General features: G+C 43.7%; 18 protein-coding genes. 16 read left to right on the top strand and 2 right to left on the bottom strand.

Going from position 1 to position 20,742, the window contains the following annotated elements; all coding sequences use genetic code 11:
- The first annotated feature begins 499 nt into the window (after positions 1-499).
- The 7 genes from FZ941_RS03765 (at position 500) to FZ941_RS03800 (ending at position 8,471) form a co-directional block, all read left to right on the top strand.
- On the top strand, positions 500-1,705 hold the full coding sequence (locus FZ941_RS03765) for a hypothetical protein (protein WP_247950987.1): 1,206 nt from the start codon (positions 500-502) through the stop codon (positions 1,703-1,705).
- A gap of 75 nt (positions 1,706-1,780) precedes the next feature.
- The gene (locus FZ941_RS03770; RefSeq protein WP_262366267.1) at positions 1,781-2,683 is read left to right on the top strand and encodes a hypothetical protein; all 903 of its coding nucleotides are present in this window, start codon (positions 1,781-1,783) and stop codon (positions 2,681-2,683) included.
- A 234-nt stretch (positions 2,684-2,917) separates the two neighbouring features.
- A complete protein-coding gene (gene dapD / locus FZ941_RS03775) occupies positions 2,918-3,616 on the top strand; it encodes a 2,3,4,5-tetrahydropyridine-2,6-dicarboxylate N-acetyltransferase (protein WP_125387234.1) in 699 nt (232 codons plus the stop codon).
- A gap of 85 nt (positions 3,617-3,701) precedes the next feature.
- A complete protein-coding gene (locus FZ941_RS03780) occupies positions 3,702-4,835 on the top strand; it encodes an N-acetyldiaminopimelate deacetylase (protein WP_148886899.1) in 1,134 nt (377 codons plus the stop codon).
- Positions 4,836-4,854: 19 nt separating this feature from the next.
- Complete coding sequence (locus tag FZ941_RS03785; RefSeq protein WP_148886900.1) at positions 4,855-5,391, top strand: 5-formyltetrahydrofolate cyclo-ligase; 537 nt, start codon at positions 4,855-4,857, stop codon at positions 5,389-5,391.
- Entirely contained in the window at positions 5,375-6,058 is a 684-nt protein-coding gene (locus FZ941_RS03790) for a rhomboid family intramembrane serine protease (RefSeq protein ID WP_148886901.1), read from the top strand. The genes FZ941_RS03785 and FZ941_RS03790 overlap by 17 nt, the downstream gene beginning before the upstream one ends.
- Positions 6,059-6,494: 436 nt before the next feature.
- Complete coding sequence (locus FZ941_RS03800) at positions 6,495-8,471, top strand: C69 family dipeptidase (RefSeq protein ID WP_148886902.1); 1,977 nt, start codon at positions 6,495-6,497, stop codon at positions 8,469-8,471.
- Between the two features lie 93 nt (positions 8,472-8,564).
- On the opposite strand, the gene galU is transcribed toward FZ941_RS03800, so the two are convergent.
- Together galU and FZ941_RS03810 are read right to left on the bottom strand one after the other, a co-directional pair.
- Complete coding sequence (gene galU / locus FZ941_RS03805; protein WP_125404926.1) at positions 8,565-9,470, bottom strand: UTP--glucose-1-phosphate uridylyltransferase GalU; 906 nt, start codon at positions 9,468-9,470, stop codon at positions 8,565-8,567.
- 30 nt (positions 9,471-9,500) lie between these two features.
- Positions 9,501-10,517 carry an NAD(P)H-dependent glycerol-3-phosphate dehydrogenase gene (locus FZ941_RS03810; RefSeq protein ID WP_148886903.1) on the bottom strand — a complete coding sequence of 339 codons (1,017 nt, stop codon included), beginning with the start codon at positions 10,515-10,517 and terminating at the stop codon, positions 9,501-9,503.
- 157 nt (positions 10,518-10,674) lie between these two features.
- Between FZ941_RS03810 and FZ941_RS03815 the strand changes: the two genes are divergently transcribed.
- The 9 genes from FZ941_RS03815 to FZ941_RS03855 all read left to right on the top strand — a co-directional run bounded on the left by FZ941_RS03815 (position 10,675) and on the right by FZ941_RS03855 (position 20,742).
- Complete coding sequence (locus tag FZ941_RS03815; protein WP_148886904.1) at positions 10,675-12,381, top strand: ABC transporter ATP-binding protein; 1,707 nt, start codon at positions 10,675-10,677, stop codon at positions 12,379-12,381.
- A gap of 1 nt (position 12,382) precedes the next feature.
- The gene (locus FZ941_RS03820; protein WP_148886905.1) at positions 12,383-14,161 is read left to right on the top strand and encodes an ABC transporter ATP-binding protein; all 1,779 of its coding nucleotides are present in this window, start codon (positions 12,383-12,385) and stop codon (positions 14,159-14,161) included.
- 211 nt (positions 14,162-14,372) lie between these two features.
- The gene (locus tag FZ941_RS03825; RefSeq protein ID WP_148886906.1) at positions 14,373-15,359 is read left to right on the top strand and encodes a substrate-binding domain-containing protein; all 987 of its coding nucleotides are present in this window, start codon (positions 14,373-14,375) and stop codon (positions 15,357-15,359) included.
- A complete protein-coding gene (locus FZ941_RS03830; RefSeq protein ID WP_148886907.1) occupies positions 15,359-16,672 on the top strand; it encodes a sensor histidine kinase in 1,314 nt (437 codons plus the stop codon). The genes FZ941_RS03825 and FZ941_RS03830 overlap by 1 nt, the downstream gene beginning before the upstream one ends.
- Entirely contained in the window at positions 16,665-17,348 is a 684-nt protein-coding gene (locus FZ941_RS03835; protein WP_148886908.1) for a response regulator transcription factor, read from the top strand. The genes FZ941_RS03830 and FZ941_RS03835 overlap by 8 nt, the downstream gene beginning before the upstream one ends.
- On the top strand, positions 17,345-18,625 hold the full coding sequence (locus FZ941_RS03840) for an ABC transporter substrate-binding protein (RefSeq protein WP_148886909.1): 1,281 nt from the start codon (positions 17,345-17,347) through the stop codon (positions 18,623-18,625). Before FZ941_RS03835 ends, FZ941_RS03840 begins: the two co-directional genes overlap by 4 nt.
- 179 nt (positions 18,626-18,804) lie before the next feature.
- Entirely contained in the window at positions 18,805-19,239 is a 435-nt protein-coding gene (locus FZ941_RS03845; RefSeq protein ID WP_148886910.1) for a PTS sugar transporter subunit IIA, read from the top strand.
- A gap of 38 nt (positions 19,240-19,277) precedes the next feature.
- Entirely contained in the window at positions 19,278-19,772 is a 495-nt protein-coding gene (locus FZ941_RS03850; protein WP_005591585.1) for a PTS sugar transporter subunit IIB, read from the top strand.
- A 124-nt stretch (positions 19,773-19,896) separates the two neighbouring features.
- Entirely contained in the window at positions 19,897-20,742 is an 846-nt protein-coding gene (locus FZ941_RS03855) for a PTS sugar transporter subunit IIC (RefSeq protein ID WP_005591586.1), read from the top strand.

Raw genomic sequence — 20,742 nt, forward strand, 5'->3', positions numbered from 1 at the left:
AAAGGAGTTCGGATGAAGTTATTTTTGGCTGAAAAAGTGAAACAAAAATAGTCATATATAGTTGGTTTTGTGGGCACGGAAGAGAGTTCGTGCCTTTTTGCTTGTGTGCTTTCAAGCTAAGCCAGTTCAAAATATGATATACTGGAATAAAGTTATATTAGCATGACAAGTTTCACGCTAGGCTACTGTCTTCAAATAGTTATTTTATAAAAGGTAGCCATCCTGACAGTTTGTGCAGCTATTTGACCGGTATGGTTATAGAAAATAGAATAGCAGTATTCAGCGAGCAAGAATTGTTAACTATTAGACGAATCGTCTTTTCAATGATAGAAGAGCCAATAGAGGAGGAGTTATGGGAAAGAGAAATCTGGAAGCTTTGAGGCAGAAGCATCAATCGAAATTCAAGAAGTCTCAAACGAAAAAGCCAGCAAATAGCCAACCATTCTTTCTATCTAAATGGAAAACCAAGGGAGACCAACATATCAAATCATCTACTGGATTGCAAGAAGCGCAGGGGAGCCCGGAAGAAAATCAAGCTCGTCCTTCCGTTTCGTCTCCATCAAAAGTGGCATTTCCAATAGAGAGCTCAAGCAATGAGCCGTCTGCCGTCTCTTCGATAGAGGACAAAAACGGCTATGGGGCTAAAACAAGTTCTCAAGACCAGCCGGTGTTTTCTGAGCAGTTAGAAGGAGTTCAGCAGGTAAAGGAGCCTCTGTCGCTTCTATCACAGAATTTGTTGGAATTAAAGCAGAGGGAGCTGAAGCGTCTCATTTCTAGTTTAGAATCACTGAAAGCTAAAAAACAAAATCAAGTTTTTCGTGGAAATCAAGTTAGCCAGTCGATGTCAGGCCTTATAACTGAAGCAAAACAGACCAAGCTTTCTCCGCGAATATCTTCTAATGAGCTTGCTAGAGAGATAGATAAAGTAGAGTTTAAGAAGAAAAAACTAGGAATCTTTTCTAAGATATGGATGGTGATACTTTTCGTTTTAGGGATTATAGCCTCAATGTATAGCATAGTAGAGCAGTGGAAAAAGAATGCTGATTTAAAACGCATGGAAGAAGCCGCAGCTATTTCTCGTATGTTAGACTCATATGGAAAGGATCAAGATTTAAAATCTGATAATCGTCCAGAATGGATTGCTAAGAAAGAGGAGTACCAGTTTCATATCACCTATGATGATATCACTTCTTTATTCTCAGACTTCACTTCATCGGTTCCAAATCTGACAAAGGTCGACGAGGTGGTTGCAAAGTTAGGGAAAGCTGAGTCTGGTAGGGAAACGAACCAAGATAATCTAATCAAGACAATAGATTTAAACTATTCACAAGCAGGGACAGAGGCGAAAGTTAAGCTCTCTTTTAAGAGCTATCTTGGTCCTTCTGAAACTCTTAAGTTGGAATCCCTAAAATGTACGCATCTCAGTAGTGCGCAACTGCCTAACCGAAATGCTCAGCTCACTCGTCAAGATCTTTCTGGTATAGAGAAAGGAAAGACCTATCAAGAGATTGTCAGTCAGTTGGGACTTCCAGAGCGCCTCGATTGGCATGGGGGAATCTTGAGCTATACGACTTTATCGATTTCTTATCGTTTGGAGGATGGTCAAGAGGTTAGTTTTTCTTTTGAAAAAGATGACACTCAAAGCTATCGACTGAAAGACAGCTCAGGTTTGGCAAGCGAAGCAGGAGAAGCAAGTGCTCAGTAGTGCTTGCCTAGCAGGAAAATCAGCCGTTTGTAGAAAGGGAATGAGCAATCAAGTTTTTAGTTGATAGGTGAAAAGGTGAAAGATAGAAATTTAGAAGCATTGAGGCGGGAGCATAAATCCAAGTTTAAAGCCAGAAACACTTCGTCGGTCAAGAATCAGCGGGAACGAGGAGTCACCCTCGAACAGACAAAGGAAGAAGAAAGGAAAGAAAAGCAGCGAACAGAGTCAGCAGGCAATCCTAATGGCCAGCTTTTAGCAAAGTCTGTGCTATCTCGTTATGCCTCACTCTTAGTGATTGCCGCAGTTCTAGTGGGACTGATTAGCTTCTTTATGATGTATATGCGACCAACTTTTAAGTCAGAAGGAAATCAATCGGCTATATCGTCTGTTAATACTGTTCCGACAGAATCAGAAAATAAGATAGAGATCCTGACGGAGAGTAGTTCACCTTTTATTGAAGATAATCGAGAGGTAGATTTTCCATTCGAAGAGATATTCGAGTTGATTAAAACTATGAACCAACCTAATGTGTCTCCAGAGGATATCGTTGAGAAGTATGGGAAAGCCAGCTCTGGGAGTGTGGATAATCGTGTGGAGAATAGTCAACTGGTACTGCTTTCATACAAGCTAACAGGAAGAAAAGGAGTTGTTAATATGCGTCTTAGGAGTACTGGAGGAGGAATGGAGCTCTATACGGTATCTGCAGCTTTCTTCCAGAATGCTGGGGAATCAATTACGAAGACAGTTGATGATTATCGGTCGCTCATTCCCAAAAGTGATCGAGAAGGAATGGAAGTCAAGCAAGCCATAGAAGAACTGGGGATGCCTAAGAGTATTTATGCTCATAAACCGTTTAAACAACAAGTTGATTTTTTTAGTATGAGCTATCCAACTAAGGAAAAGATGTCTGTTTCGTTGTATTTTGACGAAGTGAATGGGACTTACCGCCTCACCAGTATAATGACAAGTACGGTCTGAGAGCCTAGACTGAGAGCACGGATTTTTTCTTAAATAGACAAGGATAGAAGGATGGGAAAAAGAGATAAGGAAGGCCAATTTCATCTGAATAAACTCCAAGAGTCCAAATAGCTACTAGCTGCTAATAAAGTCACAACTGCATAGTCGAATTATGTTATAATAGAGAAATAAAAGAGATAGGAGAGGGGACTTTCCTCTCCAAACAAAGAATAGAAAGAACAAAGAGGTGACACCATGTCTGCTACGAAAATGAATGCTCAAGAAATTATCAAATTCATCGCTGATGCCAAGAAAAAAACTCCTGTCAAGGTAACCTTCGATGGAGAATTGCACGGAGCGATTCCTTGGTCTGTTGTGAAATTAGGCAATGTTCTTTTTGGAGACTGGGAAGAAATCAAGCCGCTCCTAGTGAACTTAGAGGAAAATAAGACCTATGTCGTAGAGCAGGATGCCCGCAACTCTGCAGTGCCGCTTTTGGACAAGCGCGATATCAATGCCCGTATTGAGCCGGGCGCTATTATCCGTGACCAAGTTGAAATTGGTGATAATGCTGTCATCATGATGGGAGCAGTCATCAATATCGGTGCAGAAATCGGTGCTGGAACCATGATTGATATGGGTGCTATTCTGGGTGGCCGAGCGATTGTCGGCAAAAACAGTCATGTCGGTGCTGGTGCTGTTCTGGCGGGAGTCATTGAGCCAGCTAGCGCAGAGCCAGTTCGGGTTGGAGACAATGTGCTGATTGGTGCCAATGCAGTTGTGATTGAAGGTGTACAAATTGGCAGTGGTTCCGTTGTTGCGGCTGGTGCGATTGTGACCCAGGATGTTCCGGAAAACGTAGTAGTTGCTGGCGTTCCAGCACGAGTTATCAAGACCATTGACGAGAAGACCCAGCAGAAGACAGCTCTGGAAGACGCTCTGCGTACTCTTTAATATTGGTTAAAAATAGCCGCCCTTGAACTTCATCGGGGCGGTCTGACTCTTTGTTTGTACTGACAAGATTTTAAAGGAAAGAAAAATGCTTGATTATCTGAACATTCGCCGTGATTTACACCAGATACCAGAAATCGGTCTGGAAGAATACAAGACTCATGCCTACCTGATGCAGGTCATTGATGGCCTGACAGCAGGTCTAGACTTTGTGGAAATCCGAACTTGGCGGACTGGTATTTTGGTCTTTATCAAGGGAAGTTCACCCGATAAGACGATTGGCTGGCGGACAGATATTGATGGTTTGCCGATTGTGGAGGATACAGGTCTGGACTTTGCCAGCACTCATGAGGGTCGCATGCATGCCTGCGGACACGATATGCACATGACGGTGGCTCTAGGCCTGCTGGAGCAAGCTGTGAGGGCTCAGCCTACCCACAATTTGCTCTTTCTCTTTCAGCCTGCTGAGGAAAATGAAGCTGGCGGTATGCTCATGTACGAAGACGGTGCCTTTGGCGACTGGTTGCCGGATGAATTTTACGGCCTCCATGTGCGGCCAGATCTCAAAGTTGGCGATATTGCCACTAATAGAGGAACGCTTTTTGCTGGCACCTGCGAAGTCAAGCTGACTTTTAAGGGGAAGGGGGGGCATGCGGCTTTTCCTCATGAAGCCAATGATGCTTTGGTGGCGGCTAGCTACTTTATCACCCAGGTGCAGACTATTGTCAGCCGCAATGTCGATCCTATCGAGGGGGCGGTTGTGACCTTTGGTTCGCTCCATGCTGGCACGACCAACAATGTCATCGCAGAAACGGCCTTTTTGCATGGCACCATTCGGACTCTGACTCAGGAGATGAACATCTTGACTCAGAAGCGCTTACGGGAAATAGCAGAGGGTGTGGCTCAAAGTTTCGGTCTGGAATTGGACTTGGAACTCAAGCAAGGCGGTTATCTGCCTGTAGAAAATCATCCTGGCTTAGCAGACGAATTGATGGACTTTTTCCAGAAGGAAGAAGGGGTTCAGCTGATTGATATTGCGCCGGCTATGACAGGCGAGGATTTCGGCTATCTGCTCAGCAAGGTCAAGGGCGTCATGTTCTGGCTGGGAGTGGACAGCCCCTATGCTCTCCATCATCCCAAGATGACACCGGACGAGGCAGCACTGCCCTTTGCGATTGAAAAGATTGGGAAATTCCTAGATTATAAAATCAACGAAAGATAAAAAAGGTGGGGTGAGCCGCATGAAAAAAGAACTACGACAAACTGTACTAAAGCAAATGAAGAAACTGTCGGGAAAAGAAAAAGAGCTGGCAGATAGCTGGCTGACCCAGCACTTGCTCAGTTCAGCAGCTTATCAAAACGCTCAGGTCATCGCTACTTATCTTTCCATGCCGCATGAAGTCTCAACTGCAGCCTTTATCAAGCAGGCTCAGTTAGATGGCAAGCGTGTTTTAGTGCCCAAAACCTATGGCCAGGGTCGGATGATATTTGTAGATTATGATGAAAGTTGCCTGCAAAAAAGCTCTTTTGGACTTATGGAGCCGATAAGTGAAGAGGCTGTTGATAAGACAGAAATTGATCTGATTCATGTGCCGGGTGTGGTCTTCAATTCTCAAGGCTTTCGGATCGGTTACGGCGGTGGCTACTATGACCGTTATCTGGCTGATTATGCAGGAGCATCCATCAGCACTATTTATGCAGCCCAGCAGGCAGATTTTACACCAGCTCAACATGATGTTGCAGTAAAGGAGTTACTCATTTATGAAACAAATCTTTGATAGAGACTATCCCGTGACAAGCATTTTGCTTATCCTAACGAGCCTTGTTTTCGCCTTGATGTTTCTTTCCTACGGTTTTCAATACAGCAGTACGGATGCCTTGTATCGCTTTGGGGCAGTACGTGGCTATACAATCCAAGAGATGCCTATAGAATTTTGGCGAGTTTTTGCCGCTATTTTTGTCCATATTGGTTTAGAGCATTTTGTGGTTAATATGCTGACGCTCTACTTTCTTGGTCGACAGATTGAAGCTATCTTCGGCTCTTGGAAATTTTTGATACTCTACCTGATGTCAGGAGTGATGGGGAACTTATTTGTTGTCTATTTTTCACCCGACAGCTTGGCAGCTGGGGCTTCTACTGCTCTTTTCGGTCTTTTTACTTCCGTTGTTGTGCTTCGTTATGCTACGCGAAACTACTATCTGCAGCAGCTGGGTCAGTCCTATATGAGCCTGCTGGCTGTCAATCTGATCATGAGTTTTTTACCGGGAATTAGTCTTGCAGGCCACTTGGGCGGTCTAGTCGGTGGAGCTTTAGGAGCTGTGATCTTACCAGTTTCAGGAGAGCGCTACGCTTTTAGCAAGTCTCAACGTTTTTTAGCATTAGCGGCCTACCTTGGATTAGCAGCTATCCTGATTTTTCTGACTTTTCAACGACCAATTTTTTAAGAAATGAACTCAGAGTCTGGGACAAAAGTCCTAGCCTCTCAATTGTCTTTGGATTGTCGAGCAAGACGCAGTGGTTGAGTGGGCCCTACTACGCTGATTTCATCGGCTTTTACAGCCCTACTCAACTGTGCGGAGGTGGGACGACGAAATCGAATTCTAACGAATTACCGATTTCTATCCCACTCTCATTCTTTTTATAAATATGATGTTTATGAAGTAAGGGATTTTACTTTAAAGGCTCATAATAAGTCATAAATCAGGAATAAACTGGGAATGTTTCTATCTCTACTTTTTCATCAATGTATGTTTTCTCTATTTTCTATCTGTAAAAGGTATAAAAAAACATTTTTGTAAGCGCTTGCAAAAAGATCTAAAAAGGACTATACTAGAACTATAAACATCAAGGGTATCCCCAAAAAATAAAAAGGAGTTCATAATGAAGAAGACAATCTTTAAAATTGCTATTTCATTAATGGCAATCATGCTCTTACCTGTCCAAGCTGTGCAAGCTTGCTGTGGTTTCATTATTGGTCGGCATTTGACCAAGGATGGATCAACACTTTTTGGTCGTACAGAAGACTATCCTTACTACCCGAATGGTGGCAAGCACAACAAAAACTATGTTGTTGTGGAAGCCAAAAAATATAAGGAAGGCGACCAGATTGTGGATGAGTCCAATGGTTTCACCTATCCACGTGCAGCCAGCGAAATGAAATATACTGCAACCTATGATTCTGCGCGTGGTGATGGTAGTAACGGTGCTTTTGGAGAACATGGCTTTAATGAAGCAGGTGTTTCTATGTCATCCACAGTCACAGCAATCCCAAATAAAAAGGTCCTTGAAAAAGATCCTTTAAAAGCAGATGGCTTGGCAGAAGCTGCTATGCTAGATGTGATTTTGCCTCGTGCCAAAACAGCTCGTGAAGCAATCGAATTGCTTGGAAAAGTCATCCAAGAAAAGGGCTCTGCTGAAGGGAATACAGTGGTTGTTGCCGATCAAAAAGAGACTTGGTACATGGAAATCTTGTCTGGCCACCAATACGTAGCCGTGAAAGTGCCAGAAGATAAATACGCGGTATTTGCTAATACTTATTACCTTGGCCATGTAGATTTGAAGGACAAAGAAAATGTTATTGCTTCTGAAGATGTAGAGAAAGTAGCCAAAGAAGCAGGAAACTACAAGACAGATAAAGATGGTAATTTCCATATTGCTAAATCATACGGCCCTGAAAAATATGCAGAAGGCGACCGTTCTCGTACATATGCAGGAATCACACTACTTGATCCAAAATCTAAAATTACTTACGAAGATGAGGAGTACGAGCTTTTCCGCTCTCCAACAGATCCAAACAAGAAATTCACTCTTGAAGATGCCTTTGCGATGCAACGGAACCGCTTTGAACATTTGAATGGCCGTTTCGTACCAGATGATCAAATTGGCGTTAAGAAACAAGGTGATGATGGAGCAAATGATGCTGTTCGGAAAGATCAGTACAAATACGCTTTAGGTAATGAAAATGTTATCGATGCCCATGTCTATCAAATTGATCCGAAACTACCAAAATCTTTCGGTGGTAAAGTTTGGCTCGGTTTAGGACCATCACGCAACACACCATATGTACCTTTCTATGGTAACGTTCAGGATACTTACAAGGCCTTTAAACCACAGACAGCTACTTATGATCCAAACTCATGGTACTGGACAGTATGGCACATTGACCAAATGGCTATCAAGAACCAAGATATCTTTGGAAAAAGTGTTCAGGACCATTGGAAAGAGTTGGAAAAACAATGGATTATTGAGCAAAAAGCAAGAGATGATAAATATGCTGCTTTGAAAGGAAATGAAGAAGCTGCGAAGGCTGCAGAATCAGAAGTAACCAATGAAGCTTTAGCTAGATCTGAGCGTCTATTTGGATATTTCAAAAACTATGAGGCTCAAATGCAGGCTCAATTAGCAGCAGCTGGACGTAAAGATGATCCATATAGAGCGTCTCTTCCTGATGATTATAAGGAACCATCTACTCCAGAAAAAGAACCTGAAAAGGAATCAGAGAAACCAGCTCCTGGTCAAGAACCAGAGAAGAAGCCAGAAGATCCAGCTCCTAGTCCAGAGCCAGAAAAAACTCCAGAATCCACAGTTGCAAATGCAGCAGGCAATCCAAATAACCGCTTTGGCTATGCGGCTACAAAAGGTAAGATAACAAGTGTCCAAGTCTTTGAGCAACCAAAATCATACGGCGAAGCTCCTAGTCCAGAGCCAGAAAAAACTCCACAAACCACAGTTGTCAATACAGCAGGCAATCCAAATAACCGCTTTGGTTATGCGGCTAATTCTGATAATGGAAAAAATTTCAAGAATGTAGAATCATTCCCTAACACTAACTACTCTTCCAACCAAGACAATAAGTAATTGAATAACTTATAAGAAAACACCTAGTAAATCTAGGTGTTTTTTGTACGATGTTAAAAGCTGATGCATCAGCTAATCTATTGTTCGAGCGCTTTATTTATTTTTTGTTTTCTTATCTAATTTTTTGCCCAAATCAATAATGTATTGCTTCAAATCATCCTTAACTTGAGGGTGTTTGAGGGCATAATCAATAGAAGTTTTCATGAAGCCAAACTTGTCGCCGACATCATAGCGGTCGCCTTTAAATTCGCGGGCAAAAACGCGCTGAGTCTTGTTGAGGGTATCAATGGCATCAGTCAGTTGAATTTCATTGCCAGCGCCAGGAGTTTGTTTTTCTAGGATTTCAAAAATTTCTGGTGTAAGCAGATAGCGTCCGATAATTGCCAAATCACTTGGTGCATCTTCTGGTGCTGGTTTTTCAACAAATTTTTCAACGCTGTAAAGGCCATTGACGCCTTCGCCTTGCGGTGCAATAACACCATAAGCAGAGACTTCTTCGTGAGGAACCTGCATAACTGCAATTGTAGATGCGTGGGTTGCCGCATAGTCATCCATGAGTTGCTTGGTGAGTGGCACTGCCTTGTCATTGGTAATATCCATCAAATCATCACCTAGCATGACCACAAAAGGTTCATTTCCGACGAAAGCCTTAGCTTGAAGGACGGCATCTCCTAGCCCACGTGGATGGCTCTGACGGATGAAATGCAAGCCAATACCAGTGGTTTCGTCCACCAGCTTGAGCAGGTCGTTCTTGCCCTTTTCCTTGAGGTTGTATTCTAGTTCAAAGTTGGAATCAAAGTGGTCTTCTATGGAGCGTTTTGACTTTCCTGTGACAACCAGAATGTCTTTGATTCCAGACTTAAGAGCTTCCTCGACGATAAACTGAATAGTTGGTTTGTCAACGATCGGCAGCATTTCCTTGGCTAGTGCCTTAGTGGCTGGTAAAAAGCGGGTACCGAGACCGGCTGCAGGGATGACTGCTTTTCTGACTTTTGACATAATTTTCTCCTTTATAAAAAATACTGTAACTTAAGACCACTCATTTTCAGCTTTGAATTCATTGCTCATCATATCATGAATGGCATCTTTGATATCATGGCCGTCATAGATAACCTTGTAAATAGCCTGGGTAATTGGCATGTAGACACCGAGCTCTTGAGCTAGTTCGTAGGCAGCTTTGGTGGTCGAGATTCCTTCGATAACCATGCCCATATTAGCTTCAATGTCAGCCAATTTTTCGCCACGACCCAGCGCATCTCCAGCCCGCCAGTTGCGAGAGTGGACAGAAGTTCCTGTGACAATCAAGTCGCCGACACCAGAAAGACCGCTGTAAGTCAGAGGGCTGGCTCCCAGTTTGACACCCAGTCGGGTAATTTCAGCCAGTCCGCGTGTGATGATGGCAGCTTTGGCATTGTCACCATAACCCAGTCCATGGAGAGCTCCAGCTCCGACTGCGATGATGTTTTTGAGAGCACCTGCTGTCTCCACTCCAACGACATCAGTATTGGTGTAGAGGCGGAAATAGTGGTTGCTGAAGAGTTCCTGCACATACTTAGCGGTTTCGAGGTCCTTAGATGCTGCGGTAATCAGGGTAATGTCGCGAACGATAGTTTCTTCAGCATGGCTAGGTCCTGAAACAACGACAATCTCGCTACGCAAGTCTGCAGGGATTTCTTCTTCCAGAATAGTCGAAATCCGTTTGTGGCTGTTAGGCTCTAATCCCTTGGATGCGTGCATGATTTTTACCTTGTGATCCAAGGTTTGCGCAACTTGTTTGGCTACCAGACGAGTCACCTTGGTCGGTACGACAAAAAGCACAGCATCGACGTTTTCTAGAGCATAGTTCAAGTCATGATAAGCCTTAATTTCCTCGCTTAGAACCACATCTTTGAAATAGCGTTTGTTTGTATGTTGGTGATTGATTTCGTCAATCTGCTCTGCAATATTGCCCCAAATTCGGACTTCATGGCCATTATCATTGAGGACTTGCGATAGAGCCGTTCCCCAAGAACCGGGGCCAACCACAGCAATTCGTTGTTTATCCATCTTTTCTCCTTGTACGAGACCCACAAAAGGCCTCAATCAATTTAGAGTTATTTATTATATTGTACCATATAATAACTGAAATTTCCTACTTGACATTGTTTTTATCTATGATATAGTAAGGAAGCTAAACAAAGTTAAAAATCTACGAGGAGGAATTATGTTCAGAAAAGCTTTATCAGCCTATAAATTATTTATCTTTTTATCTCTTCTGATGACATCGCTGATGCTAGCTAGCTCGCTGTTGCAGCCCCTGTATCTCAAAGATGTCTTGAATGCTCTTTTGGCAGGAAATCGGCAAGAAATCTATCGTTTGGGGGCTTGGTTACTGGGCTTTGGTCTGGTTGGCTTGCTTGCTGGCGGGGCAAATGTGACCCTGGCAGCCTATATTGCGCAAGGTGTGTCGTCAGATTTACGTGAAAAAACCTTTCGGAAAATACAGACCTTCTCCTATGCCAATATTGAACAGTTCAATGCGGGAAATCTCGTCGTCCGCATGACCAATGATATCAACCAAGTGCAAAATTTGGTCATGATGATGTTCCAGATTTTATTCCGCCTGCCTATTCTATTTTTAGGTTCCTTTATTTTGGCGGTAGTGACCATTCCTTCCTTGTGGTGGGTGATTGTCCTGATGGTCTTTTTGGTCTTCTTTTTGACAGGAGTGATGATGGGCTTGATGGGTCCACGCTTTGCCAAATTCCAAGTCCTCTTAGAAAAGATCAATTCGATTGCCAAAGAAAACCTGCGTGGCGTCCGTGTCGTCAAATCTTTCGTGCAGGAGAGAGAACAGTATCAGAAATTTACGCAAGTTTCAGATGAACTTCTGGAGCAAAATCTCTTTATTGGATACGCCTTTTCGATCGTTCAACCAATGATGATGATCGTCGGCTACGGGGCTGTCTATCTGACTATGTGGCTCTTGTCTAGCATGATACAGATGGATCCAGGCTTGGTTAGCTCGATTGTTTCTTTCATTTCTTACTTGAATCAAATCATGTTTACCATCATCATGGTTGGCTTTTTGGGCAATACCGTTACGCGTGCCATGGTGTCGATTCGGCGGATCAAGGAGGTCTTGGATACAGAGCCAGCGATGACCTTCAAGAATGAAGCTGAAGAAGATCTGGAAGGTAGTCTGGTCTTTGACCATGTGACCTTTACCTATCCGACAGATACAGAGCCCATGCTCAAGGATATTAGCTTTGAAGTCAAACCGGGAGAGATGATTGGTGTTGTCGGAGCGACAGGAGCAGGAAAATCAACTCTGGCCCAGCTCATTCCACGTCTTTTTGATCCTCAGGAAGGTTCTATCAAGATTGGTGGCAAGGACTTGCGAGACATTAGTGAAGCTTCGCTGAGAAAAAATGTCTCTATCGTTCTGCAAAAAGCTATTTTATTTAAGGGGACGATTGCGGACAATCTGCGTCAAGGAAAGCAAAATGCTAGCCTGCCAGAGTTAGAACAGGCGGCGCGCATTGCTCAGGCGAGCGAGTTTATCAATCGCATGGAAGATACCTACAACAGCCAGGTCGAAGAACGGGGAAATAATTTCTCTGGCGGACAAAAGCAGAGAATGTCCATCGCGCGTGGTGTCGTCAGCAGTCCCAATATTCTTATCCTAGATGACTCGACTTCCGCTCTGGATGCCAAGTCCGAAAAACTGGTTCAAGAGGCGCTGAACAAGGATTTGAAGGGAACAACGACCATCATCATTGCCCAGAAGATTAGCTCTGTGGTTCATGCAGACAAGATTTTGGTGCTAGATCAAGGGCGTTTGATTGGGCAAGGTAGACACGCAGACTTGGTTGCTACAAATGATGTCTACCGAGAAATTTATGAGACTCAAAAAGGAAAGGAGGACTAATATGAAGACAGCAAAATTTTTCTGGCAATATTTTAAACAGTATAAACTGGCCTTTTTGGTCGTCATGATTATGATTGTCATCTCGACGGTTTTACAGGTTCTCTTTCCGATTTTTACTGGTCTCGCCATCAGTGAGCTGGTAGAGTTGGGTAGTGCTTTTGCGAGTGGCAAGCTTGCTTCAGGTGATGTTTCAGCCTTTGCTGCTTTTCAAGGAATCATGTGGAATTTAGCGCTGGCTTTCATCTTCCTTTCGCTATCTAGCTTGATCTACATGCTATTGATGAGTCGGATCATTTCCTACTCAACCAATGAAATGCGCAAGGGGCTCTTTGGAAAATTAGCTCGCTTGACCGTTTCCTTCTTTGACCGCCATCAAGACGGGGATATCTTGTCGCGTTTTACCAGCGATTTAGATAATATCTTGCAGGCTTTCAACGAGAGCCTAGTCCAAGTGATGAGCAATATCGCTCTTTACATTGGTCTGATTATCATCATGTTTATGCGGCATGCGACCTTGGCTTGGGTGACGATTGCCAGTACGCCAGTAGCCATCATTGTCTTGGTGTCCATCGTCAAGCTGGCTCGCAAGTACACAGACTTGCAGCAAAAAGAAGTTGGTCAGCTCAATGCTTATATGGATGAGACGATTTCCGGCCAGAAGGTAGTCATTGTACAGGGAATGCAAGAAGAAGTCATCAAAGGCTTTGTCCAGCAAAATGATAAGGTTCGGTCAGCTACTTTCAGAGGACGCGCTTTTGCTGGCTTACTCTTTCCTGTCATGAACGGAATGAGCCTGATCAATACGGCTATCGTGATTTTTGTGGGTTCAGCCATTATGCTCAATGATCCTAATGTGAAGACCTCAGTAGCCATTGGTCTGATTTCAACCTTTACACAGTTTTCTCAACAATACTATCAGCCCATCATTCAGGTTGCGGCAAGCTGGGGAAGTCTGCAGCTGGCTTTCACTGGTGCGGATCGGATTCAGGAAATGTTTGATGCGCCTGAGGAAGTGCGCCCGCAGAATGCTCCAGCCTTTACCGAGCTGAAAGAAGGCGTCGAGATAAAGCATGTGGATTTCTCTTATGTCGAAGGTAAGCCGATTTTGAAGGATGTTTCCATTTCAGCGCCAAAAGGCAAGATGATAGCTGTTGTAGGACCGACAGGATCGGGCAAGACGACCATTATGAACCTGATCAATCGTTTTTACGATGTGGATAAGGGCAGTATCGAATTTGACGGGCGCGATATCCGAGACTATGACTTGGATAGCTTGCGCAGTCATGTAGGTATCGTTTTGCAAGATTCTGTCTTGTTCAGCGGAACCATTCGAGACAATATCCGATTTGGAGTACCGGATGCAAGTCAGGAGATGGTTGAAATCGCTGCGCGTGCTACTCATATTCACGAGTATATTGAAAGCTTGCCTGATAAATATGATACGATCGTAGATGATGATCAAAACATCTTTTCAACAGGTCAAAAGCAATTGATTTCAATTGCTCGAACCCTTTTGACCGATCCTCAAGTACTGATCTTGGATGAGGCCACCTCCAATGTTGATACGGTAACCGAGAGCAAGATCCAGAGCGCGATGGAGGCCATTGTGGCAGGCCGAACCAGCTTTGTCATCGCTCACCGCTTAAAGACCATATTGAATGCGGACCAGATTATTGTCTTAAAAGATGGGGAAGTCATTGAAAGAGGCAATCATCATGAATTGCTGCATCTAGGCGGCTTCTATTCTGAGCTTTACCACAATCAATTTGTATTTGAATAAATATATACAGAAACGGAGGTATTTCATGAGGCTACCTTCGTTTTTTGTTTTTGATATTCATTTATCTCGCCCTAAAAATCAGAAGCTAAAAAGTCTGTCGTTTATCCTCTGATTGATTAGAGGATTCAAGAAACGTTTTGCTTTTTCGCTTGATTATAATATAATAAACGTAAGTGAAGTGTTAGTAAGTATAGGTGACTAGGAGATGGGAATGGGATCAAGTAAGGGGAAAAAGAGGATTCAGACTTGCCAGAAATGCGCTCTCTGGTCTATTTTTGTGCTGGTAATTTGTTGCCTTGCTTTTATTTATTCTAAGGCTAGTATGCCCGATAGCAATCAAATGAAAATCGGGGCGACCTATATGACCATGAACAATGATTTTTATCAAACCTTGAATGCTGAATTGGAGAAAAAAACCAATCAACAGGGGAGTCGGCTCTATGTTCGTGATTCGGAGTTAGATGAGAAAAAGCAGAGCCAGCAAATTGCTTATTTTATCAAAGAGAAAGTGGATATCATCGTCATCAATCCAGTAAAGAGTGACAGCCCAGCTATTATCAAGGCTTTGAATAAAGCTAAAAAAGCGGGTATTCGCATTATCGTGGTAGATGCGCCAATGAGCAAGCAAGTAGCTGTTGACACGACTATCGTGTCAGATAACTATCAAGCGGGAGTTTTGATTGCTAAAGATATGATGAGTCGGCTTTCCGAGGCGAATATTCTCTTGCTTGAACACCAGAATGCCATCTCAGCTATGGACCGGCTACAGGGCTTTCTGGATACGATCAAGGGCCATCCCAGCTATCGAATCGTTTCTCAGCTGGAGACTTTGGGACAGACCGAAGAAAGCATGCCCCAGGTCAAAAATGCCTTGGATAATGGCTCGGAATTCAACGTTGTCATGGCTCTTAATGACCGTGCAGCAATCGGTGCCTTAGCAGCAATCAAAGATCAAGGTGTCGCAGAAAAAATTTATATCTATGGGGTTGACGGCTCTCCAGATATTAAGAATTTTTTAGCCAATACGAATGACATTCAAGGAACAGTGGCCCAATCGCCTATTCAGATGGGACGAAAGGTGGCAGAAGTGATTGAGCTGCTGCGGGAAAAGAAATCCTGTGACAGCCAGTATCTGATACCAGTCCGCTTGATAAACAAGGACAATATCAGCGAGTATACAGTTACAGGGTGGCAGTAATGAAACCAAACAAAAGCATTTTTTACAGTAAAATAGCTCTGATGGTCATCAATTTTATAGCCATTGTCTATAATGCTTCGATTTACCTCTTTGCAACTAATTATGCCGTAACAAGAGGCTTCAGTCACTCGCTTTTGGAACGCTTAGATGCCATTCCAGGATCGCCCAGTTTCATTTTTCTGATTTCCATTATCTTTTATGCCTGCCTATTGCTGGTGATGTACTATCGGGAAAAGCATCCCAATCAGCTATCCGTTTATGATAAGGTGACCATGATTGAGATTTTGCTGATGCTGGTCATCTTTACTGCTTTGCATTCGTCTTACAACGGGCTGATTCTTCTTGTTTTTGCAGATATTTTCTATGGCTCCAAAGAGTTCAATGCCTCCAAGGACAAAAAATACTGGTTTTCCTTTATTATTTTGAGTTTCAGTATGTTGCTATTGTCAAACTACGACCTGCTGTCGCTCTTTGTCAAACTGCCTTCATTGGATACCTATATTCGTTTTTATCCAGAATCTATACGTTTGCTGCTGCTTTTTGGAAAGAACTTTCTTTTCTCCCTCAATATTGTCGTCTTTATGATTTCCTTGCTCTTTTATATCATGTCGGCGATTACAGAGCGGCACCGGATTGAGGAGGAACTTCGCATGGCTTCCCAGGCCAATCGGGAGTTGAACAGCTATCTAGCCTTATCAGAAAAAATTGCTGAAGACCGAGAAAGAAAGCGGATTGCTCGTGAGATTCATGATACACTGGGACATGCTTTGACGGGTATCTCAGCGGGAATTGACGCCATCAAGGTCCTAGTGGATATTGATACCGAGCGGGCCAAGGAACAGCTCAACAATGTCTCGGTCGTCGTTCGTGACGGGATTCGGGATGTTCGAGGTTCGCTCAATAAAATGCGGCCGGGTACTCTGGAGAATAACAGTCTGAAAGAGGCTTTGTTAAAGATTATCCGAGAGTATGAAGCCATTTCCAACTTGGATATCCATTTTCTCTATGAATGGGATACGATCGATTTAGATATTGCCAAAGAAGATATTGTGTTTCGCATCGTGCAGGAATCAATTACCAATTCTGTGCGTCACGGGCACGCCAAGACCGTTTGGATTGAGTTGTTAGAACAAGAAAATTATATTATGACCATTCGAGATGATGGTGTAGGGTTTGATGAATTGCACTATGGCTATGGCTTGAAGCAAATGCAGGAACGGTTGGCTATTATCGGTGGGAAGGTTCATTTTGAAAACCGAGAGGGCTTCTATACCTACATTGAAATCCCCAAAATAGGAGGTTGGAATGATTAAAGTTTTAATAGCAGACGATCAGGCCTTGATTCGCGAGTCTCTGCAAATCATCCTGTCAGCCCACGCTGATATTGAGGTTGTCGGGACAGTCGGAGACGGCAAGGAAGTGCTGGAAAAGCTTCATCGGGTGCGCCCAGATGTGATTTTGATGGATATTCGCATGCCAGTCATGGACGGTGTTCTCTGTACTAAGGCTGTCAAGGAGCAGTATCCGGATGTTAAGATTATCATTCTGACGACCTTTGACGACGATGAATTTATCTTCTCTGCTCTCAAATACGGTGCCTCTGGCTACATTCTCAAAGGGGTTTCGACAGAAGAGCTTCACGAAGCCATTCAGACAGTCTATCGGGGCGGAGCTATGATTAATCCTAATATTGCCACCAAGGTCTTCAAAATCTTTTCACAGATGGCCCAGTCCAACTTTACTATCACGGTGTCGGAGGAAAATGTAGAGGATATGAGCCGGACGGAGTGGAAGATTATCCAGCAGATTGGCTTTGGGATTTCTAATAAGGAGATTGCAGCCAAGCTTTATCTGTCGGAAGGAACCGTGCGCAACTACCTATCAGGGATTCTGTCTAAACTGAATCTGCGTGACCGGACTCAGCTGGCTATCTGGGCCGTGCAGACCGGAGTCACCCAGCGAGACTTTAGCAAGGGAAGTGACAAATGAAGTGGCGACTTAGACATTTAGTTGTTCTTGTTTTGGTTCTTGTTTCAGGTATTTTAAGCTTTGCACTTTGGTCGTCTAGTCATGAAAAAGTCCTACGCATCGGTGTCTATGCAGGCTCGAGCTGGGATGTTCCTAATAGTCGTGAAAACAAGGTCTTGGACACCCTGATTAAAAAGTTTGAAAAGACGCATCCCCATGTCAAGGTCGTCTACGAAAGCGGGATTCCCAAGAAGAATTATGCTGACTGGCTAGCAGAACAGGTCTTAAAAGGCGAACAGCCAGATCTTTTCATGGTGCCAGAAAATGACTTTAGCATGTTGGCTTCTGCTGGTGCCCTCAAATCCTTGGATACCCTTTTAACGGATGATGAACGGGCAGCCTTTTATCCCGTCGCTTATGAAGCTGGGCAATATCAGGGAGTCAGCTATGCTCTTCCAGTTGAGAGTAATCCTATCATGATGTGTGTCAATAAGGACCTGCTTGAAAAAGAAGGAATTAGCATTCCTGAGTCAGGTTGGACCCTGGCGGATTTCTATGAGATTTGCAAGAAAGTAACCAAGGATACCAATGGCGATGGCGTGGTAGATCAGTACGGTATTACAGATTACACTTGGCAGCAAGCTCTGATAGCTTACGGTGGCCATTTGACCGATAAATCCGGTATCAATGTAGACAGTGCAGAGATGCACCAAGCCTTGGCCTTTATGAGCAAGTTAGATATGCTCAGCCAGCACTATAAGGTGACTTCTCATGACTTTGATGAAGGGCGAGTGGTATTCTATCCTATGAGTCTGGCCCAGTATCGGACCTACAAGCCTTATCCTTATCATGTTGCCAAATATTCTAGCTTTTCTTGGACCTGTATCCCGATGCCGACAGCCAATAGCAAGGTGATGGGAACGCAGGTCAAGACTTCCCTCTTTGGCATGTCTTCCAACACTAAGCAAGAGAAGCTGGCTTGGGAATTTATGCTCTTGTTGTCACAGGACAAAGAGAGCCAGCAGAACTTGTTTGAAAAATCGCAGGGAACTTCAGTCTTGCCCTCCGTAGTGAAAAGTCAGCAAACCAGAAAAATCTTGCAAGCAGATGACTTCGGCTTGGATTCTCTGACTTCTGAAAGGCTAGATAGTATGATGGAGCGTTCCATCATAGATATTGGACAAGAAGTTGATCGGCAGACCTTGGAAAGACTTGATTATTTGATTAAGGAAGCTCTGGGAAATCAAGAGATTGACAGTGCCTTGCCGAGCATTCAAAGAGAAATAGAAAGCAGATAATTTTCTGCTTTCTTTTTTATTTCTAATTAAGTCAGAAAAAAAGCCACGGGTGACTAGACCAATATGACATTTGTCACATCTAAACTCACATTTGTCATCTTTTCAAAGTGACATTTGACAATAGGGAAGCGATTTCATTTTGTGTACAATAGAATCAAGAAAATAAGGAGGCAGGAAAGATGAAATATCTTGTACTGGTCAGTCATGGGGGGCTAGCTGAAGGCGTACAAAGCTCCTTGAAGATGTTTGCTGGTGATAAAACAGACCAAATCATCGCTGTGGGTCTGAAAGAGGGAAAATCAGTCGATGATTTTGCTCTTGATTTCCGTCAAGCCTTGGCAGGTTTAGAAGCAGAGGATTCTGTCTTGGTTTTAGCCGATATTGTAGGAGGAAGTCCTCTAACGACAGCGGCTAGTGTCCTAGCAGAATTAGGCAAATTAGATTCGGCAGTCATTCTTGGAGGGCTGAATCTGACGATGGGGCTCACTGGGCTTGTGATGAAGGACATGCTGGAAGGCAAAGATCTTGCACAGACGATTCTTTCAGAAGCGACAGCAGCCTTACAGGAGTTTGAAGTCTCATCAGATGACGATGAGGAAGATGACGACATTTAAAAAGTGATTCATTTACTAACTTAGATAGGAGATTCAAAATGGTAGTAACATTTGTACGGATTGACGACCGCATGATCCACGGTCAAACGGTCACTCGTTGGGCTAAGGAATATCCTTGCGATGGGCTGATTGCAGTCAATGATGCAGCAGCCAGCAACAAGGTTTTGATCCAAGCCTATAAAGGGGCTTCTGACAAGAAAACTTTCGTTTGGACTAAGGAAGCCTTCAAGGAAAAATCTGGCAAGGTAACCGAATCTGACAGCCGTTATTTCTTGATTACTAAAAATCCGATTGATATGAAAGAAATTTTGGTGGACCAAGGCTATGTGCCAGGCAATGTCAAAGAAATCATCGTCGGACCAGCCAATGACCGTCCAGGAGCTGTCAAGCTGGGCAACAATCAATCCATCACACAAGAAGAAGCGGAAGCGATCGAAGCGATTGAAAAAGCAGGTTACAAGGTAAAATTCCAGCTGCTTCCAGACGTTTCCATCGGTTACTGGAGTGATTTCAAATCTAAATTTGGTTTTTAAACAGGGGCAGAAGTTAAGCAGGACAAGGTTTTAAGCTTTCTATAGCCTTGCCAAGCAAGGTCTATTTGAAGGAGTTGGAACCGAGCTCCTGCTCCTGCTCGATCTTACTTAAAGGAGAAAGATTATGACAATTTCTTGGTTGCAAGCCGCAATCCTCGGTATCTTTGCTAGTTTATCCTCTATGCCGGGTATGGGTGGCTCAAGTATTGGTAACTACACACTTGGACGTCCGCTTGTCGGAGGACTCGTCTGTGGTTTAATTTTAGGAGATGTGAGCCTCGGTATTATCTGTGGGGTAGCCATGCAGTTGGTGTATATCGCACTGGTAACCCCTGGCGGTACTGTTTCTGCCGATGTCCGTGCAGTTTCTTATATCGGTATTCCTTTGGCAATGGTTGCGATCAAGTCACAAGGGATTTCAGATGCTCAGCAGGCTGCTGACTTTGCAAAATCAATGGGTGTGCTGGTTGGTACACTAGGAACTGTTCTCTTCTACGGAACAGCGACAATGAACTTGGTATGGCAACACATGGGCTGGAAAGCAGTCGAACAGGGAGAATACAAAAAATTGTATGCGGTTGACTGGTATCTGCCATGGGTTTCCCACTTCCTCTTCTCTTTCTTGCCAACACTGATTCTTTGCCGTTACGGTGCTGATGCCGTTACAGCTCTGAAAGATGCCCTCCCAATGGATGGTCTACCAATGAAAACCCTCTTTACAGTAGGTTCTCTCCTCCCATGTGTCGGTATTGCGATTCTCTTGAAACAAATCGTTGAAAAAGTAACAGACTTTGTCCCATTCTTCGTTGGCTTTACCTTGGCTGCCTCACTTGGTCTCAACCTTGTGTCTAGTGCAGTTGTATCACTGATCTTTGCCCTGCTATTCTATGAAGTACAGATGGCAAAAAATGTCAAAGCTAGTGCTGTGGCAGTAGGTGATTTTGACGATGATGACGAGGAGGATATCTAA

Origin of the sequence: Streptococcus sp. Marseille-P6264 (genome assembly GCF_902460355.1) — a bacterium.
Taxonomy (GTDB): domain Bacteria; phylum Bacillota; class Bacilli; order Lactobacillales; family Streptococcaceae; genus Streptococcus.

Bases quoted from the DNA above. Each gene is read 5' to 3' on its own strand.
- FZ941_RS03785 (WP_148886900.1), top strand. From the start codon at position 4,855: ATGAAAAAAGAACTACGACAAACTGTACTAAAGCAAATGAAGAAACTG.
- galU (WP_125404926.1), bottom strand. From the start codon at position 9,470: ATGTCAAAAGTCAGAAAAGCAGTCATCCCTGCAGCCGGTCTCGGTACC.
- dapD (WP_125387234.1), top strand. From the start codon at position 2,918: ATGTCTGCTACGAAAATGAATGCTCAAGAAATTATCAAATTCATCGCT.
- FZ941_RS03790 (WP_148886901.1), top strand. From the start codon at position 5,375: ATGAAACAAATCTTTGATAGAGACTATCCCGTGACAAGCATTTTGCTT.
- FZ941_RS03820 (WP_148886905.1), top strand. From the start codon at position 12,383: ATGAAGACAGCAAAATTTTTCTGGCAATATTTTAAACAGTATAAACTG.
- FZ941_RS03825 (WP_148886906.1), top strand. From the start codon at position 14,373: ATGGGATCAAGTAAGGGGAAAAAGAGGATTCAGACTTGCCAGAAATGC.
- FZ941_RS03845 (WP_148886910.1), top strand. From the start codon at position 18,805: ATGAAATATCTTGTACTGGTCAGTCATGGGGGGCTAGCTGAAGGCGTA.
- FZ941_RS03840 (WP_148886909.1), top strand. From the start codon at position 17,345: ATGAAGTGGCGACTTAGACATTTAGTTGTTCTTGTTTTGGTTCTTGTT.
- FZ941_RS03835 (WP_148886908.1), top strand. From the start codon at position 16,665: ATGATTAAAGTTTTAATAGCAGACGATCAGGCCTTGATTCGCGAGTCT.
- FZ941_RS03780 (WP_148886899.1), top strand. From the start codon at position 3,702: ATGCTTGATTATCTGAACATTCGCCGTGATTTACACCAGATACCAGAA.
- FZ941_RS03800 (WP_148886902.1), top strand. From the start codon at position 6,495: ATGAAGAAGACAATCTTTAAAATTGCTATTTCATTAATGGCAATCATG.
- FZ941_RS03830 (WP_148886907.1), top strand. From the start codon at position 15,359: ATGAAACCAAACAAAAGCATTTTTTACAGTAAAATAGCTCTGATGGTC.
- FZ941_RS03855 (WP_005591586.1), top strand. From the start codon at position 19,897: ATGACAATTTCTTGGTTGCAAGCCGCAATCCTCGGTATCTTTGCTAGT.
- FZ941_RS03815 (WP_148886904.1), top strand. From the start codon at position 10,675: ATGTTCAGAAAAGCTTTATCAGCCTATAAATTATTTATCTTTTTATCT.
- FZ941_RS03850 (WP_005591585.1), top strand. From the start codon at position 19,278: ATGGTAGTAACATTTGTACGGATTGACGACCGCATGATCCACGGTCAA.
- FZ941_RS03810 (WP_148886903.1), bottom strand. From the start codon at position 10,517: ATGGATAAACAACGAATTGCTGTGGTTGGCCCCGGTTCTTGGGGAACG.